Origin of the sequence: Natronolimnohabitans sp. A-GB9, assembly GCF_030848565.1 — an archaeon.
GTDB lineage: Archaea > Halobacteriota > Halobacteria > Halobacteriales > Natrialbaceae > Natronolimnohabitans.
Genome location: NZ_JAVDDV010000007.1, coordinates 177,550 through 191,592, shown reverse-complemented (window position 1 = coordinate 191,592; position 14,043 = coordinate 177,550). Strand labels below are relative to the sequence as shown.

The following is a 14,043-nucleotide window of genomic DNA, read 5'->3' as shown; positions in this document are numbered from 1 at the left end:
TTAGAGTACGAGAACGTCGTACAGCGTCTGCAAACCGATACCGACCACGACGAGCGTGACGATCCCGCCAAGCAGGTTCTGGAGCGAGCTGTTCGTGTGCTCGCCTAACAGCTCGTCGTTGTTCATCGCGTAGATGAGGAAGACCGCCAGGATCGGCAACAGGAGACCGTTCGCGACCTGTGCGAAGACGATGACCTCGACGGGGTTGTAGTCGAGCGCCGAGAAGACGATGCCCACGCCGAGGATCGTCATCCAGATCGCCCGGAACCGGGTCGATTTCAGGTCGCGCTCCCAGCCGAGTGCGCCCGCGGTGGCGTAGGCGCCGGCAAGCGGCGCGCTCATCGCGCTCGTAAAGCCGGCTGCGAAGAGACCGATCGCGAAGAACGTCAGCGCGTAGCCGCCGAAGACGGGCTCTAGCTGGTTGGCCATCTCGCCGACGTCGCCGATCTCGGTGCCCGCCGGGAACACCGCGGCGGCGGTGACGACGATCGCCGTCGTGATGACTCCGCCGACGACGATCATCCCGATCGTGTCGGTGCGACACTCGGCGAGGTCGCTGGCGCCGTCCCATCGCTCCTGGACGGTGCTTGCGTGCAAGAAGAGATTGTAGCCGACGACGGTGGTCCCGATGAGGCCGGCGATCAGGTAGGCCGATCCGTCGGGAACCGTCGGCACGAGTCCGCCCCCGAGCGCGAAGGGATCGGGGCGAACGATGATCGCGTTGAGCACGAACGCAAGCCCCATGACGATCACGAGTCCGATGAAGACCCGCTCGATCAGTTTGTAGTTGCCCGTCCAGAGCAGTCCGGCGGCGACCAGCCCGATCAGCGGCCCCCAGACGTTCTCACTGACGCCGGTGATCGTCGCCAGCCCCGCGGCGCCGCCGACGATGTTGCCCGTCTGGAACGCCGCCGTTCCGATTCCGATCGCGCTCACGACGAGGACCACCGTTGCCCCTTTCGCAAACGGGTTGTCGAATTCGCTTCGGAACGCTTCACCCAATCCCTCCTTCGTGATCAGACCGAGTCGCGCGCTCATCTCCTGGAGGACGATCGTCGCCAGAATCGAGAACGCGATCGTCCACACGAGCAGATACGCATACTCCGCGCCGATCACGCTCGCGGTCGTCACAGTTCCCGGACCGACGAACGCCGCTGCCACCAGCGCGCCCGGCCCGATCGCTTTCAGTCGGTCGACAATACCCATGATATGTGTCCACATACATTGCTCGCTGAGGGAACCAAAAACCTTGTTAAGAGGTGGACATACGTCCACTAGATAACGACCGTTCGTTATGTTTGAGTTATGAAGTAGTATGAATGCGTGTGAACGAACGGCCGGAACTCTCGGGCTCGCTCGAGAACGCCGTTCGATCCCGCTCTCGAGGGCGGTCCGACTCTCGGACAACAGTCGGAATCCGCCGGGTCGCATCGCACGGTCCGTCGCCGTCGTGATGGCCGTTTGTCCGATCGTCCGACAGTCTGTTCGCGTCCGTATCGTCTGACACTCTCACTCAGGTGGTCGTTCGGTGATAAACACCTTCGAGACGCCGCGTTCGATCTCGATCTCGACCGGCATTTCGACCGTGCTGCGCTCGATAAACCGGGTCATGAACCAGCGAATCGCCTTCGAGGGGAACACGATGTGGTAGACGTCGCCTTCCTCCCGGCGGACCTCGAGAAAGCCACAGAACGAAAGCCATTCGAGCAGTTCGCCGACGCTCTCGAATCGCTTACCGTACTCACGGGCGTGGTAGTCGGAGACGCGGTCGGCTGCCGCGATGAACTCCGGGTCGGGATCGCCACCGTCGTAGCAGTACTCGAGGAAGGCATGCAGAAAGTCGACGTCCAGTAAGACGTGCTCGCCCGAGGTCAGCATCTGATAGTACTGCTCTAAGTTGTCGCTTGGGCGGCCACTCGCTGCCTCGAAGTTCGCCGCATAGAAGGTGAGCGCACGGCGGACGATCTCGCTTTGTCCGTTCCCCGTCTCAGCCACCAGCGTCTCGAGCGCGGCGCTCGAGTCGTCGTCGAGCGACACCGTAACACGCTGTGTCATGTCTGTAGATGCGCGTCGAGACGGGTATAGTTCACGGCATACGCCGAAAAGCGGGTCGACTGGTGGTCATTCGGAGCGGCATTCGACCTCGAGAGTCCCGTCGTCGACGGTCGCGACGAGCATCGTCTCGCGGCTGGCGGGGCTGGCACCCGTCGCGCTGCCGGGGTTGAGCACGCGGATACCGTCGCCGGACGAGCCGCCCTCGACGACCGTGTCGTAGCCCCGTGTGCCACGAGCTATCGGCGGGCGTTATCGCAGATGAACGTTCTATATGATAACTGTTTTGAAACTCATCTAAAAATATATTTTTACACTACCTAGACTAACAATAACGATCCGACGGTCGTCGGACGCGTCCGAAACAGAGACCCGTCGGGCACGCGATGGATCCGGTATGACCGCTCCCACCGACGAACCGACACACGTCGTTACCGCGTTCCTTCGCCATCGCGGTTCCGTCCTCCTCTTCCAGCGCAGCGATGCCGTCGGCACCTACCAGGGACAGTGGGGTGGCGTCTCCGGTTTCGCGGAGGGCGCGCCCGACGAACAGGTCCGCGTCGAGATCCGCGAGGAAACCGGCCTCGAGCCCGGTGAGTCGGTCTCGCTCGTCCGCTCGGGTCGGCCGGTCGAGTTCGAGGACCCGGAGCTCGAACGCGAGTGGGTCGTCCATCCATACCTGTTCGACGCCACCTCACGCGAGATCGATCTGAGCGAGGAACACGACGCTTCCGAGTGGGTCTCGCCGACGGCGATCCTCGATCTCGAGGACCACGCCGGCGACGACCTCGCCGTTGCCGACCGCAAGACGGTGCCGGAGCTGTGGACCGCCTACGAGCGCGTCGCACCGACGGTGCGATCGATCGCGGCCGACGACGAACACGGGGCCGCGTCTCTCTCCCTTCGAGCCCTCGAGGTGTTGCGCGATCGGGCCGGACTGCTCGTCGCCGAACGGGCCGAGTTCGGCGCCGACCCCGACGAAGAGTGGGACGAACTCGCCGAACTCGCCGGACGACTGCTCGAGGCCCGACCCTCGATGGCAGTCCTGCGAAACCGAGTGAACCGCGTGATGGCCGAGACAGGGGCAGCTACAAGCGACGGTGTGACGCCCGGCGCTCCGGCCGTTCTCGAGGCCGCGCTGTCGGGAATCGAGCGAGCGGCGACGGCCGACGCCGAGGCCGCCGCAAACGCGAGCGACCGCCTCGAGGGGTCGGTCATGACCCTCTCGCGGTCGGGGACCGTCCTCAAGGCGCTGCGTGGTGGCGATCCCGTCCGGGTCTACGTCGCCGAATCCCGGCCCGCAGGGGAGGGGATCGACGTCGCCGAGGAACTGGCCGCAGACGACGAGTTCGAGGCCCCGGTGACGGTCCACACCGACGCGGCAGTGGGACACGTTCTCTCCAGAGAAGACGTCGATCGGGTCCTCGTCGGCGCCGACACGATACGTTCCGACGGCGCCGTCGTGAACAAGACCGGCACCCGGACGCTGGCGTTGCTCGCTGACCGCGAGGACGTGTCGGTCTCGGTCGTCGCCGCGACGGATAAGGTGTCGACACGTGAGGACGTCAATCTCGAGTCCGGTGGTCGATCCGCGGTGTACGACGGCGACGCACCGATCGACGTCTTGAATCCCACCTTCGACGTGACGCCCGCCGACTGCGTCGACGAGTTCGTCACCGAGCGCGGACGCCTCGAGGCCGACGACGTCGCAGACGTCGCCGCGGAGTTACGGGACCTCGAGGCGTGGCGATAGTGTTCGCTGCCGTCCCATTCGTGGGGTTTTTGCCTGCGACGGACTAACCTCCAGTAGGTGGCGATGACGAAGTGTTACCCCCACTCAGCCCCTTGTGATGAGAGCTTTTACTGAGCCACCCCTTCGCTGAGACGGACACCGAGCGTCATCGTTGGTTTTGCCCAAACCTTCAACCCTGACTCGAGCGTACCGCTGGCTATGGAATTCGACCTCGAGCGACTCGGCGTCCACGAATCGGTCGATGCAGTGTTTCCGCCGGGAGAACTCGCCGACTACCTCGCCGACCTCCCAGTTACCGTCGACGTCATCAGCGACGACGAAATCGCGACCTGCGACGCCGTCGTGACCGTCGAGCACCGCCGCGATCTTCTCGAGTGTGCGTGGGTCCACTCCATCCAGGCGGGTGTCGATCGGTTCCCGTTCGACGCGTTCGAGGAACACGACGTGGTCCTGACCAACAGTACGGGCATGCACGACCGAACGGTCGGCGAGACGGTCGCGGGCTATCTGCTCTCGTTTTCACGGCGACTGCACGACCTCGCCGCCAACCAACAGGAGCGTCGCTGGGAGCGACCCGCGTGGGACGAGGCGTTTACGCTCCCGGGGACGACCGCCTGTGTCGTTGGCACGGGAACGCTTGGCCGCGGCGTCGCCGAGACCGTCGGCGCACTCGGCGTTCGGGTCACCGGCGTCCGGCGCTCGGACGAGTCCGTCCCCGGGTTCGAGGAGATCTACACGACCGACGACGTCCACGCGGCGATCGCCGACGCCGAGTTCGTCGTCGCCACCGTGCCGCTGACCGAAGAGACCCACCACCTCTTCGACGCCGAGGCCTTCGAGACGATGCGTGACGACGCCTACTTCGTCAACGTCGCCCGCGGCGCCGTCGTCGACCAGGACGCGCTGATCGCCGCCCTCGAGTCGGGAGCCATCACGGGTGCGGCACTGGACGTCTTCGAGGCGGAACCCTTGCCCGAGTCGTCGCCGCTGTGGGAACTCGACGAGGTGATCGTCACGCCCCACTGTGCGGCCTACACGGAGGACTACTACCGCGACGTCGGCGAGATCGTCCGCGAAAACGTCTCGCGACTCGAGGGCGGCGAGGACGTACACAATCGCGTGGTGTAAGTCGGTGTCTCGAGTTCGGCTCCGCGAGGCGAGAGCGACCGACGCCGCGACGATCGCCGACGTCCACGCGGCGTCGATCCGTGAACTCGGTCCCGAGGCCTACGACGATCGGCAGGTCCGGGCGTGGCGTTCGAACGTCGATCCGGAACGGTATCCGCTCGAGGAAGCCGACGCCCGAATGATCGTCGCCGAACGCGGGGACGACGGTCTCGTCGGCTTCGGGCTACTCGATCTCGAGCCGAACGACGCCGACGACCCGTCGGTCGGGACGATCGGGGCCGTCTACGTCCACCCGGAGCACGTCCGTGAGGGGATCGGTCGGACGATCCTCGAGACCCTCGAGTCGATCGCCCGCGATGCAGGGCTCGAGACGCTCGGACTGACGGCCTCGAAGAACGCGATCGGGTTCTACGAGCGCCAGGGCTACGAGGGCGTCGAGACGGTCGCCCTCGAGATGACCGACGGCGTGTCACTCGAGGCGCTTCGGATGCGAAAACAACTGGACTGACCGCGATCCACGACGAATCGCTGTCGCCCCGCTTTTCGGCCCTAGAAGAATTTGAACAGGTCGTCTCGGTTTTGCTCGTGGAGATGCGTCCGGATAGCGTCGTTCAGCGGCTCGATGCGGCCCTTCTTGGCGGTGATCGGGGCGATCGTCTCCTGCCACTGCTTCCAGGGTGGGTAGAGTCCGAGCCGGTCACAGAGTTCGTTCAGTCGCTCGTCTTTGTCGTCGACTTTGTCCATCTTGTTGACGGCGACCACTGTGGGGACGTCCAGATCCTGCAGGAAGTGAAACATCTCGACGTCGTAGGGGATCTCGTCGGGCCCAGAGTGGCGATCGATGATGTCGATGACGCTTTTGCCGTCGACGACGAGCACGGCGACGAGGATGTTGTCCGCGTACTCCTCGAGATAGTGGACGATGTTCGTCTTGATCTCCTCGCGATACTCCTCGTCGACGCCGCTCATGAACCCGAAGCCGGGGAGGTCGGTGATGACGAAGTCCTCGGGCGCCCAGTCGTAGTGGTTGGGCTGGCGCGTGACGCCGGGTTTCCCGCCGGTATCGAACGTATGGCCGGTCAGTTCACGCATGAGTGTCGACTTGCCGACGTTGGAGCGGCCGACGAGGGCGACTTCGGCCTCGCGGTCGGGACGCGTATCGAACATACGTCTGGATAGGTTCGAGACGGGTTATAAACTACGTGACGCGAGGTGCTGTCCACTCGGTGGGTCGGCGATCCGCCGTGGATGCTGCGGTGTGAGAAGAATCGTCTCGACACCATTCTGCCTACCTGTGCACTTTGTATTCCAGCAAAGTATCATGCGTAGAAAAATATACCGTGATTACAGTCTTTCTATAATCCAGAGTGTGTTAATATCCTCCATACTCCTTGTGGCAAAGCGTTACAATCACTCATTCGGGATGGTTGGTTGATGATTCGAAAACAATATTCGGATTTCGTTTCTTGGTTAGGGCCTATAGACCAGATTCACTCGATGAACGTTCATTACTGTTCGGGGGTGTTAACGTGACATCTCACGACAGGACATGTAGTTGTTGTCGTCCTCGTGATCAGTCAGCGATGCCGGAAGTCAAACGTCGGGCCGAAGCAGTCTACGCACCGGAAGAGCGACTCGATCGGCGTTCGTTTCTCTCGAGTACCAGCAGTCGTCGGTCGTTTCTTGCCACGAGCGGAGTCGCAGCGTCGACGCTGATCGCCGGGTGTGCGGAGTTCGTCGGTGGAGGTGATGGCGACTCGGCTGGACAAAGTAACGAACGGGACGACACGAGCGGAAGCGATGCGGTGGACGACGACACCCCGACGACCCTTCAGGGAACGATAGTCGTTGGCGAAGAGATGCAGGTCATCGAAGGAACGGTCGAAGTTGCCGACGGTCGAATCGAACGCATTACTGAGGAAGGGGTCAACTCGGACGAGATCATCGTTCCCGCGTTCGTCAATCCTCATACACATATCACGGACTCCGTAGCGAAAGACAGCGAACGCGCGCAGAACTACTCGTGGGAAGAGCTGTTTATCGAACCGGATCTGAAAGGCGAAATCCTCGAGTCAGCGAGCCGTAAGGAGAAACTCGAGTCGATGAGCCGAACGATGGAGTTTATGAAGACCACGGGCACGGGCGCGTTCGCCGATTTCAAAGAGGAGGGAGTTCAGGGTGTCGAGGACCTCGAACTGCTCGACGACGAGAGTGACGTCGACGCGACGACGCTCCTGACGGGCCACTATCTGGACGAGGACGACGATCTCGAGGAGGAAATCGAGAAGGCCGATGGCTACAACTCCTACTATCCGTACGACGAGACCGACGAACGGGCGCGAGAGATCTGTGCAGAACTGGGGAAGGTGTTCGCTCTCCACTCCGGTGAGCCGAGTGCAGAGGACATCGACGACAGTCTCGCGTTGAACCCGGACTACACCTCCCATATGGTCCATGCGCGGCCGAAAGACTACGACGTCATGGCGGACAACGATATCGGTCTTGTTTCGCTACCACGATCGAATCTCGTCATCCGAGATCGTCTCCCACCGCTCGAGGAACTTCACGAGGCTACGACGGTCGCGATCGGAACGGACAATGTGATGTTGAACTCCGCCTCGATGCTCCGCGAGATGGAGTTCACAAGCAAGCTGTTCGATTTCACGCCCACAGAAGTGTTACAGATGGCCACAATAAACGGTGCGAAGCTGATCAAGCAGGCCGACGACGTCGGTTCGATCGAAGAAGGAAAACGAGCGCGAATGACGGTTATCGGCACGTCAAAGGAACTCAAAGAGGTCGAAGATCCCGTCGGTGGCGTCGTGAGACGGGCGACCGCGCAGGACGTCAAACGTATAGTGCTTGAATAGTTACTGTCTCGCCTTCGTAATTCAGACGTCAGACAATCGATGCGAGAAGCGCCCCCACTCCCAGCGACGCGACTGCGAGGACGACGACGCCGACGAGCTGGCGCCGAGAGGGGGATCGATCGTGATCGACGTACCGACCGTCCCGTGCGGTCTGGGTGCCGAGCCACGCGAGCACGGCGCTGCCGACTACTAATCCGACCGCGACGAGCCGCGAACTCCCCGTTCCGGTGGTGACGGCGGTTCGGATGCCGAGTACCGCGACGACGGCCGCGATCGTCACGTGCGAAGCGCCGAGGAGGAACTGCTGTGAGAGGGTTACGGAGCCGATCGAGACGTCACCGAAGCCACTGGCGATCGACAGGACGCCGGCCATCGCCAGCCCCGCACAGAGCACGAGGAAGACCGGATCGGCGAGGATGGCACGTCCGAACGTGGCGAAAAAGGCGCCGACGAGGACGAGCAGGAACGCACCGAACCAGGGACCGGAACGAGACATCGTGGCCAGATACCACAACTCGCTCAAAGAAGCTACCGTCCAGTTGCCAACGGTGATACTGTTCAGTATGAACCGACAGGCGGTCGGATGCGGGCCGTACTCCGATAGCCGTCGCCTCTCCGACCGCCACTGGCGAGGTATGCCCGCAAGTTATGCTCCCGGGGGTACTCACCGGGACGTGTGCGGCTCGTTCAGTTGACAGTCCCGACGGGTAAGCGACAGACGATCATCGAGACGCTCGAGGAGCGGAAGATCGACTACGTCGTGACCGACGAGAGCGGCGACCGAGATTACACGGCGGTCGTCTACTTCCCGTTGCCGTCGCCGGCAGTCGAACCCGTCCTCGACGAACTGCAGGACGCGGGCGTCGACGAGGACGCCTACACGGTCGTCGTCGACGCGGAGACGGTCGTCTCCCGTCGATTCGAGGCGTTACGAGACGAGTACGAGAACGGCGACGTCGCGACCGACCGGATCTCGAGACAGGAACTCCAGAGCGAGGCCGAGTCGCTGACGCCGACGTTTTCGGTCTATGCGATCATGACGATCATCAGCGCCGTCGTCGCGACGGCGGGGCTCTTCCTCGACTCGCCGGCCGTCGTCGTCGGTTCGATGGTGATCGCGCCGCTGATCGGTCCGGCGCTCGGACTGAGCGTCGGTTCGGTGATCGACGACGAGGAGCTGTTCAGGGAGAGTCTTTGGTACCAGATCGTAGGAATCGTCCTCGCGATCGCAGCGGCGGCAGTCTTCGCCTGGCTGGTCAGGATGACCAATATCGTTCCACCGGGGCTCGATCTCCTCGCGGTCGACGAGATTTCCGAGCGACTCGCGCCGGATCTGCTCTCGCTTGCGATCGCGCTCGGCGCCGGCGTCGCGGGAATTATCAGCATCGCGACGGGGACCGCCGTGGCCCTCGTCGGCGTCATGATCGCCGCGGCATTGATCCCGCCCGCCGCGGCCGCAGGGATCGCCATCGCCTGGGGACAGCCGTCGGCGGCGATCGGTTCGACGGCGCTCGTGTTGGTCAACGTCCTCTCGGTCAATCTCGCGGGGCTGTTGACGCTGTGGTACGTCGGCTACCGCCCGGAGAATCTCTTCTCGCTCGGCGAGACCGAACAGCGCGTCCGCCGACGGGTTTTCGGACTCGCTGCGATCGTCCTCGTCTTCGCCGTCTTCCTCGGAGCGATCTCCTACACCTCCTACGTCGCCTCGACGTTCGAGCAGAACGCGCAGAACGAGGCCGAGATGGTTCTCTCCGAGGAGGAGTTCGCGGAGTACCAGCTCCTCGAGTTCGAGGTTATCATGGACGACGACTACCCGTTCGTGAGTCCCGAGCGCGTGGTCGTCACCGTCGGCGGACCGACCGACGAGGCCTCACCCGAACTGGCCGATCGATTGAACGAGCGGATCAGTCAACACGCCGACGAACCGGTTACCGTCGAGATCAGATACGTCGGCCTCGTCGAGCGCTGACGGACGGCTGTCCGCACGACCCGAATCGGTCGGGGACCCGCCGGGATTTCGTCTCGAGGAGATCGTCCACTGTCAGTTGTTACCGGCCGAATCGGCCACGGAGGGACGATCGATCGTCGGTGGCGTCCTCGTCGTTGTCGTCGTCGCTCGTGTCACGAGTACTGTCGGGACTCTCTTCGCGGCCGATCCGACGACGGATCCACGTTCGCGGGCCGCCGATCCGTCTGAGCCGCGCGCCGAAACGGTTGACGAGGAACGTCGGGAAATAAAGCACGAGTAGCCCGAATCCGAGAAACGCGACGCCGCCGACGTACTGCCCCGTGAGCAGGTAGCTGCCGGCGAGGTAGAACAGCGGACCGGCCATCGACATGCCGGCTGCGGTCTGGAGCATCCAGAGGATTCCCGGGCCTCTCATCGCCGTGGTACTCGCGTGTTACCGGTCCGCTTCGAACGGCAGTTCGGGCTCGTAATCGACGGCTTCGATCGCCGCCTCGAGCACCGTCTCGACGTCCTCACCGGTCTCGACGCTCATAGTGTAGTCGGCCGCGAGCTCCTCGAGCAGGTCCTCGTTCCACACCTCTTTACGGTCGGCTTTGTTCGCGATGGTGAGTACCGGAACGGTTTCGAACTGGGCGGCGATCGAGTCCCGCAACTCGAGTTGGGACTCGAGGGGGTAGCCACACTCGCCGCTGGGATCGACCATCACGAGCATACAGTCCGCGAGGTGTTCGATGGCGCTGACAGCCTGGTTTTCGATCTCGTTGCGCTCGTCGGCCGGCCGGTCGAGCAGCCCGGGGGTGTCGACCAGCTGGTAGCGGATGTGCTCGTGTTCGAAGTGGCCGACGCCGATCCCCTTCGTCGTGAAGGGGTAGGAAGCGGTCTCGCCGCGGGCGCTGGTGACGTCGTTGACGAACGAGGACTTGCCGACGTTAGGGTAGCCGGCGACGACGATCGTCGGCTCGTCGGGATTGATATCGGGCAGGTCCCGCAGGTCGTTGCGCGCTTCGTTGATGTACAGCAGGTGGTCGTCGACCTGCTCGACGATGTCCGCGAGGCGGGCGAAAGCCTGTTTCCGGTGCTTGCGTGCGGTATCGACGTCGGTCTTTCTGAGTCGGGGCTGGTACTCCTCGTGAATCTCGCGAGCCTTGCGGCTGGCCCACATCACCTCAGAGAGGCTCTGTCGAAGCTTGTCGACGTCGACGATGGCGTCTGCCAGCTCGTAGTAGAAGGGATGGACGTCGTCCTCGTACTCGAAGTCCGGCCACGCCGTGACGACGTTCTCTAGGTTGTCCGAGATGATGTTCGCCGCCGTCTGGAGCATCGACTGCTGGGCCTCGAGGCCGCCTTTCGCCTTGCCAGCCCGTGCCGCCCGCGAAAACGCCTTGTCGATCAGCTCTTCCGACGTGGGCGTCGTCGGAAGGTCTTCGAAAATCATACCGATAGCTACGGGATGGGGTCCTAAAAGGTCGTTCGTTACGAGCCGCGGGTTTATCCTTTCGCGTGACCGTTATGTAGCTATGACAAACTGGCGTGCCGTCGTTATCGGCTTTCTCATCGCGACCGTTATCGGGCTGTTCGGCATCGCCGTGCCGGGGCTTGGACAGCTCGCCGCGGGGCTGATCGGCGGCTTTGCCGCCGGCTATCTCGCCGGCGGCGGTCTCCTGCGTGGGTTCTGGCACGGACTGCTCGCTGGCGCGCTCGGCGGGCTCATCGCCGGGCTGCTGATCGCCGTTATCGTCGCGATCGCCGGCTGGGCGGCCGGCCCCGCCGGCGGCATACTTACGGGAGTGGCCGGCCTCGGTATCTTCGCTGCAGTGGTGCTCGTCGCGTTCGTGATGGCCATCGAAAGCGCGCTCGCGGGCGCACTCGGCGGACTGCTCAACCCCGACCCCGACCGCGACCGTGGTCGACGACCCGATCGGAGACCGTATCAGTGAGCCCGACTCCGACGGTCACGACTGCACGATTTTAGACGGATAGCGGTGTCTCATACGGATTGCTGTACCGATTTCCCGGCGTAACCGCCGCCCGGGTCGCGGTTACGCCGGCAATGACGTACAGTAACCCGTATCACTGCGCGTCCCGAATCGCCTCGAGCGCGCGCCGCTCGGCGATCGGCGGGCAGTGACGACAGGAGACCGTATCAGGTCGATGCCATCTCTCGACAGCTTTCGACGCAGTCGGGCAGGATCTCTGCACAGGCTTGACAGTGATCGTGATCGTGTTGGGCACACTCCTCGGCACACGCCTCGCAGATGTCTGCACAGAGTTCGCCGAGTTCCTCGTGATAGCTCGAGTCCCGCGCCATCCAGCGGGCGTGTAGCGACGCGATGTCCGCAACGTCCCGACAGAGGCGAATACAGCGGGCCATCCCCTCGCCCTCCTCCGCACAGGCGTCGGCACACCACTCACAAACCTGGGCGGCCTCGAGACAGTTGTCGATACACTCCTGCATGTGGTCGTCCGCGTGCTCGATTCGTTGAACTGCCATCACACGGACGAACGCGTGAGACGTCCATCAAGCTATGACGGGCGTCTGCAAGCGGCGCTGACCCCGACCGCTATCGGCGCGCCTCGAGTTCGGCCTCGAGGTCCTCGAGGCTCATCTCCTTCATCGAGAGCAAAACGAGTAGGTGGTAGACGATATCGGCGGCCTCGTAGGCGACCTCGTCGTGGTCGTCGTCTTTGGCCGCGAGCACGAGCTCGGTCGTCTCCTCGCCGAGTTTCTCTAACACCGCGTTCTCGCCTTTCTCGTGGGTGAACAGCGAGGCGGTATAGGAGTCCTCGGGCAGCGTTTCCTTTCGGTCTTCGATGACGGCGAACAACTCTTCGAGCGTGTCTTCCATCTAAATGTCACCCGATACGTTGCGAATATCCTCGAGTTGCTCGAACTTTTCGCTCTCGTCGCGGCCGTCTTCGAAGACGTCCTTGGTGACCTCGATGGGTGCGTTGGTCCGGGCAGCAAGCGCAAGCGAGTCGCTTGGCCGGGCGTCGATGACGGTTTCGCCGCGGGGCGTCTGAACGTGGAGATCGGCGATATACGTCCCGCCCTGGCCGTCGTCGCGGCGTTTGATCTCGCTGATCACGACGCGGTCGATCCGGCCGCCCAGTTCCTCCATCACGTCGAGCAGGAGGTCGTGTGTCAGCGGTCGGCCGATGTCCTCAGCCTCGAGGCCGCGAGCGATGCTCGTCGCCTCGTCGAATCCGATGAAGATCGGGACGACGTCGGTCTCGTCGTCGACGCTGAGGACCACCACCGGCACCGGTCCCTGTGGCGTCCCCGCGACGCGAACCGCATCGATAGAAGCCTGCATATCCTATGTCTTGCGTGCAAGGGAGAAAACAGGTCCGGTCGCGAATGCATGCACGAGACATATCCAGCAGTATTACCACTGGCGATCGTCGTCGGTCGGATCGGTCGACGAGTCGTCGTCCGACATCGGCTCCGTCACTGCCTCCGCTTTCGACTCCGTCGTCCCTTCTGAGTCCGTAGTCGTCCACGAATCCACCGGTAGCTCCGTTCCCGTCCCCGGTGACTCACTCGAGGTCGTCGTCGACTTCGACCCCGCGCTCGTCGCCGTCTCCCCGAGCAAAGCCTCTGCGATCCGGCCACAGACGTACGCGAACGCGTTGACGATGTGTAAGAGGACGATCGCAACGACCAGTCCGATCGGTACGGCGAGGATCGCCTCCGGTAGCGAGTCGATCGTCCACGCGATCGGCTCGTCGTTGATCGTGACGAACTCCACCTCGAGGGGGTACCGAAGCGGCGCGGTCAGTACCGAGAGCGAACTGACGAACAGGGCGACGAGGATGAGTCCGACGATTCCGATCCAGAACTTGAGCAGGAGAAAGCCGGTTCCTCGCCAGGTGGACGCCGCGTCGAGATACGCCTTGCTTTTCGCCCACACACCCGTCGCCGACGTGTCGACGTCGGCCGCGGGCTCGAGGTCGACCGCCAGCAACGCGTTCGCGAGCCAGCGCTCGAATCGGGCCAGCACACGACAGAGAGCGACGGTCACGACCAGGATCCCGATTCCGATCAGAAAGACCGAGAGTATCGCCCCGAACGCGAGTCCGAAGGTGACGACCATCATGTACAGGAAGCCAAGCAGGAACGCCAGGAACAGATACAGGAGGTTCTTGTACGTCTGCCAGTCGGCGACGACACCGACGATATCACGGGCGGCGAAGTCGTCGGTCCCCGATGGAGGTTCTGAGGAGGGCATGTCATTCAGGAATTGTCATTGGAGTAGTAAATATATTCTGTC

The 14,043-nt window shown here is 63.0% G+C and carries 16 protein-coding genes and 1 pseudogene; 6 read left to right on the top strand and 11 right to left on the bottom strand.

Going from position 1 to position 14,043, the window contains the following annotated elements; translation table 11 throughout:
- The 3 genes and pseudogenes from RBH26_RS11800 to RBH26_RS11790 all read right to left on the bottom strand — a co-directional run.
- The gene (locus RBH26_RS11800; protein WP_306758496.1) at positions 1–1,206 is read right to left on the bottom strand and encodes an Nramp family divalent metal transporter; all 1,206 of its coding nucleotides are present in this window, start codon (positions 1,204–1,206) and stop codon (positions 1–3) included.
- 303 nt (positions 1,207–1,509) lie between these two features.
- Positions 1,510–2,055 carry a ribbon-helix-helix protein, CopG family gene (locus RBH26_RS11795; protein WP_306758495.1) on the bottom strand — a complete coding sequence of 182 codons (546 nt, stop codon included), beginning with the start codon at positions 2,053–2,055 and terminating at the stop codon, positions 1,510–1,512.
- 66 nt (positions 2,056–2,121) lie between these two features.
- Positions 2,122–2,250, bottom strand: a pseudogene (locus RBH26_RS11790) (YfcE family phosphodiesterase); the annotation flags it as partial.
- Positions 2,251–2,449: 199 nt separating this feature from the next.
- Between RBH26_RS11790 and RBH26_RS11785 the strand changes: the two are divergent.
- The 3 genes from RBH26_RS11785 (at position 2,450) to RBH26_RS11775 (ending at position 5,441) form a co-directional block, all read left to right on the top strand.
- A complete protein-coding gene (locus tag RBH26_RS11785; RefSeq protein WP_306758494.1) occupies positions 2,450–3,805 on the top strand; it encodes an NUDIX domain-containing protein in 1,356 nt (451 codons plus the stop codon).
- A 198-nt stretch (positions 3,806–4,003) separates the two neighbouring features.
- Entirely contained in the window at positions 4,004–4,933 is a 930-nt protein-coding gene (gene ddh, locus RBH26_RS11780) for a D-2-hydroxyacid dehydrogenase (protein ID WP_306758492.1), read from the top strand.
- 4 nt (positions 4,934–4,937) lie between these two features.
- Positions 4,938–5,441, top strand: coding sequence for a GNAT family N-acetyltransferase (locus RBH26_RS11775; protein ID WP_306758491.1), 504 nt, complete (start codon positions 4,938–4,940; stop codon positions 5,439–5,441).
- A gap of 41 nt (positions 5,442–5,482) precedes the next feature.
- Here RBH26_RS11775 and engB read toward each other — a convergent pair whose 3' ends face one another.
- The gene (gene engB / locus RBH26_RS11770) at positions 5,483–6,100 is read right to left on the bottom strand and encodes a GTP-binding protein EngB (protein ID WP_306758490.1); all 618 of its coding nucleotides are present in this window, start codon (positions 6,098–6,100) and stop codon (positions 5,483–5,485) included.
- A gap of 416 nt (positions 6,101–6,516) precedes the next feature.
- Between engB and RBH26_RS11765 the strand changes: the two genes are divergently transcribed.
- Positions 6,517–7,803, top strand: a complete 1,287-nt coding sequence (locus tag RBH26_RS11765; protein ID WP_306758489.1) for an amidohydrolase family protein — start codon at positions 6,517–6,519, stop codon at positions 7,801–7,803.
- Between the two features lie 28 nt (positions 7,804–7,831).
- Here RBH26_RS11765 and RBH26_RS11760 read toward each other — a convergent pair whose 3' ends face one another.
- Positions 7,832–8,299: a hypothetical protein gene (locus tag RBH26_RS11760; RefSeq protein ID WP_306758488.1), complete on the bottom strand. Its 468-nt coding sequence runs from the start codon at positions 8,297–8,299 to the stop codon at positions 7,832–7,834.
- Positions 8,300–8,479: 180 nt separating this feature from the next.
- On the opposite strand from RBH26_RS11760, the gene RBH26_RS11755 reads away from it, so the two are divergent.
- Positions 8,480–9,772, top strand: coding sequence for a TIGR00341 family protein (locus tag RBH26_RS11755; RefSeq protein ID WP_306758486.1), 1,293 nt, complete (start codon positions 8,480–8,482; stop codon positions 9,770–9,772).
- A gap of 79 nt (positions 9,773–9,851) precedes the next feature.
- On the opposite strand, the gene RBH26_RS11750 is transcribed toward RBH26_RS11755, so the two are convergent.
- Positions 9,852–10,187: a hypothetical protein gene (locus RBH26_RS11750; protein ID WP_306758484.1), complete on the bottom strand. Its 336-nt coding sequence runs from the start codon at positions 10,185–10,187 to the stop codon at positions 9,852–9,854.
- 18 nt (positions 10,188–10,205) lie between these two features.
- Complete coding sequence (locus tag RBH26_RS11745) at positions 10,206–11,207, bottom strand: NOG1 family protein (RefSeq protein WP_306758482.1); 1,002 nt, start codon at positions 11,205–11,207, stop codon at positions 10,206–10,208.
- 82 nt (positions 11,208–11,289) lie between these two features.
- Here RBH26_RS11745 and RBH26_RS11740 point away from each other — a divergent pair, with 82 nt between their 5' ends.
- Positions 11,290–11,709, top strand: coding sequence for a DUF5518 domain-containing protein (locus tag RBH26_RS11740; protein WP_306758481.1), 420 nt, complete (start codon positions 11,290–11,292; stop codon positions 11,707–11,709).
- Positions 11,710–11,915: 206 nt separating this feature from the next.
- Here the strand turns inward: RBH26_RS11740 and RBH26_RS11735 are convergent, their stop codons facing one another.
- The 4 genes from RBH26_RS11735 to RBH26_RS11720 form a co-directional block, all read right to left on the bottom strand.
- Positions 11,916–12,263: a four-helix bundle copper-binding protein gene (locus RBH26_RS11735; protein ID WP_306758479.1), complete on the bottom strand. Its 348-nt coding sequence runs from the start codon at positions 12,261–12,263 to the stop codon at positions 11,916–11,918.
- 70 nt (positions 12,264–12,333) lie between these two features.
- Positions 12,334–12,618: a phosphoribosyl-ATP diphosphatase gene (gene hisE / locus RBH26_RS11730; RefSeq protein WP_306758477.1), complete on the bottom strand. Its 285-nt coding sequence runs from the start codon at positions 12,616–12,618 to the stop codon at positions 12,334–12,336.
- Positions 12,619–13,086, bottom strand: a complete 468-nt coding sequence (locus RBH26_RS11725) for a bifunctional nuclease family protein (RefSeq protein WP_306758476.1) — start codon at positions 13,084–13,086, stop codon at positions 12,619–12,621. It lies immediately after the preceding gene.
- 72 nt (positions 13,087–13,158) lie between these two features.
- On the bottom strand, positions 13,159–14,001 hold the full coding sequence (locus RBH26_RS11720) for a sensor domain-containing protein (protein ID WP_306758475.1): 843 nt from the start codon (positions 13,999–14,001) through the stop codon (positions 13,159–13,161).
- Positions 14,002–14,043 lie beyond the last annotated feature (42 nt).

What these genes read in the sequence shown, in the direction of transcription:
- engB (WP_306758490.1), bottom strand. Translation starts at nt 6,100, where the DNA reads ATGTTCGATACGCGTCCCGACCGCGAGGCCGAAGTCGCCCTCGTCGGC.
- RBH26_RS11745 (WP_306758482.1), bottom strand. Translation starts at nt 11,207, where the DNA reads ATGATTTTCGAAGACCTTCCGACGACGCCCACGTCGGAAGAGCTGATC.
- ddh (WP_306758492.1), top strand. Translation starts at nt 4,004, where the DNA reads ATGGAATTCGACCTCGAGCGACTCGGCGTCCACGAATCGGTCGATGCA.
- RBH26_RS11720 (WP_306758475.1), bottom strand. Translation starts at nt 14,001, where the DNA reads ATGCCCTCCTCAGAACCTCCATCGGGGACCGACGACTTCGCCGCCCGT.
- RBH26_RS11765 (WP_306758489.1), top strand. Translation starts at nt 6,517, where the DNA reads ATGCCGGAAGTCAAACGTCGGGCCGAAGCAGTCTACGCACCGGAAGAG.
- RBH26_RS11725 (WP_306758476.1), bottom strand. Translation starts at nt 13,086, where the DNA reads ATGCAGGCTTCTATCGATGCGGTTCGCGTCGCGGGGACGCCACAGGGA.
- RBH26_RS11760 (WP_306758488.1), bottom strand. Translation starts at nt 8,299, where the DNA reads ATGTCTCGTTCCGGTCCCTGGTTCGGTGCGTTCCTGCTCGTCCTCGTC.
- RBH26_RS11785 (WP_306758494.1), top strand. Translation starts at nt 2,450, where the DNA reads ATGACCGCTCCCACCGACGAACCGACACACGTCGTTACCGCGTTCCTT.
- RBH26_RS11750 (WP_306758484.1), bottom strand. Translation starts at nt 10,187, where the DNA reads ATGAGAGGCCCGGGAATCCTCTGGATGCTCCAGACCGCAGCCGGCATG.
- RBH26_RS11740 (WP_306758481.1), top strand. Translation starts at nt 11,290, where the DNA reads ATGACAAACTGGCGTGCCGTCGTTATCGGCTTTCTCATCGCGACCGTT.
- hisE (WP_306758477.1), bottom strand. Translation starts at nt 12,618, where the DNA reads ATGGAAGACACGCTCGAAGAGTTGTTCGCCGTCATCGAAGACCGAAAG.
- RBH26_RS11735 (WP_306758479.1), bottom strand. Translation starts at nt 12,263, where the DNA reads ATGGCAGTTCAACGAATCGAGCACGCGGACGACCACATGCAGGAGTGT.
- RBH26_RS11795 (WP_306758495.1), bottom strand. Translation starts at nt 2,055, where the DNA reads ATGACACAGCGTGTTACGGTGTCGCTCGACGACGACTCGAGCGCCGCG.
- RBH26_RS11800 (WP_306758496.1), bottom strand. Translation starts at nt 1,206, where the DNA reads ATGGGTATTGTCGACCGACTGAAAGCGATCGGGCCGGGCGCGCTGGTG.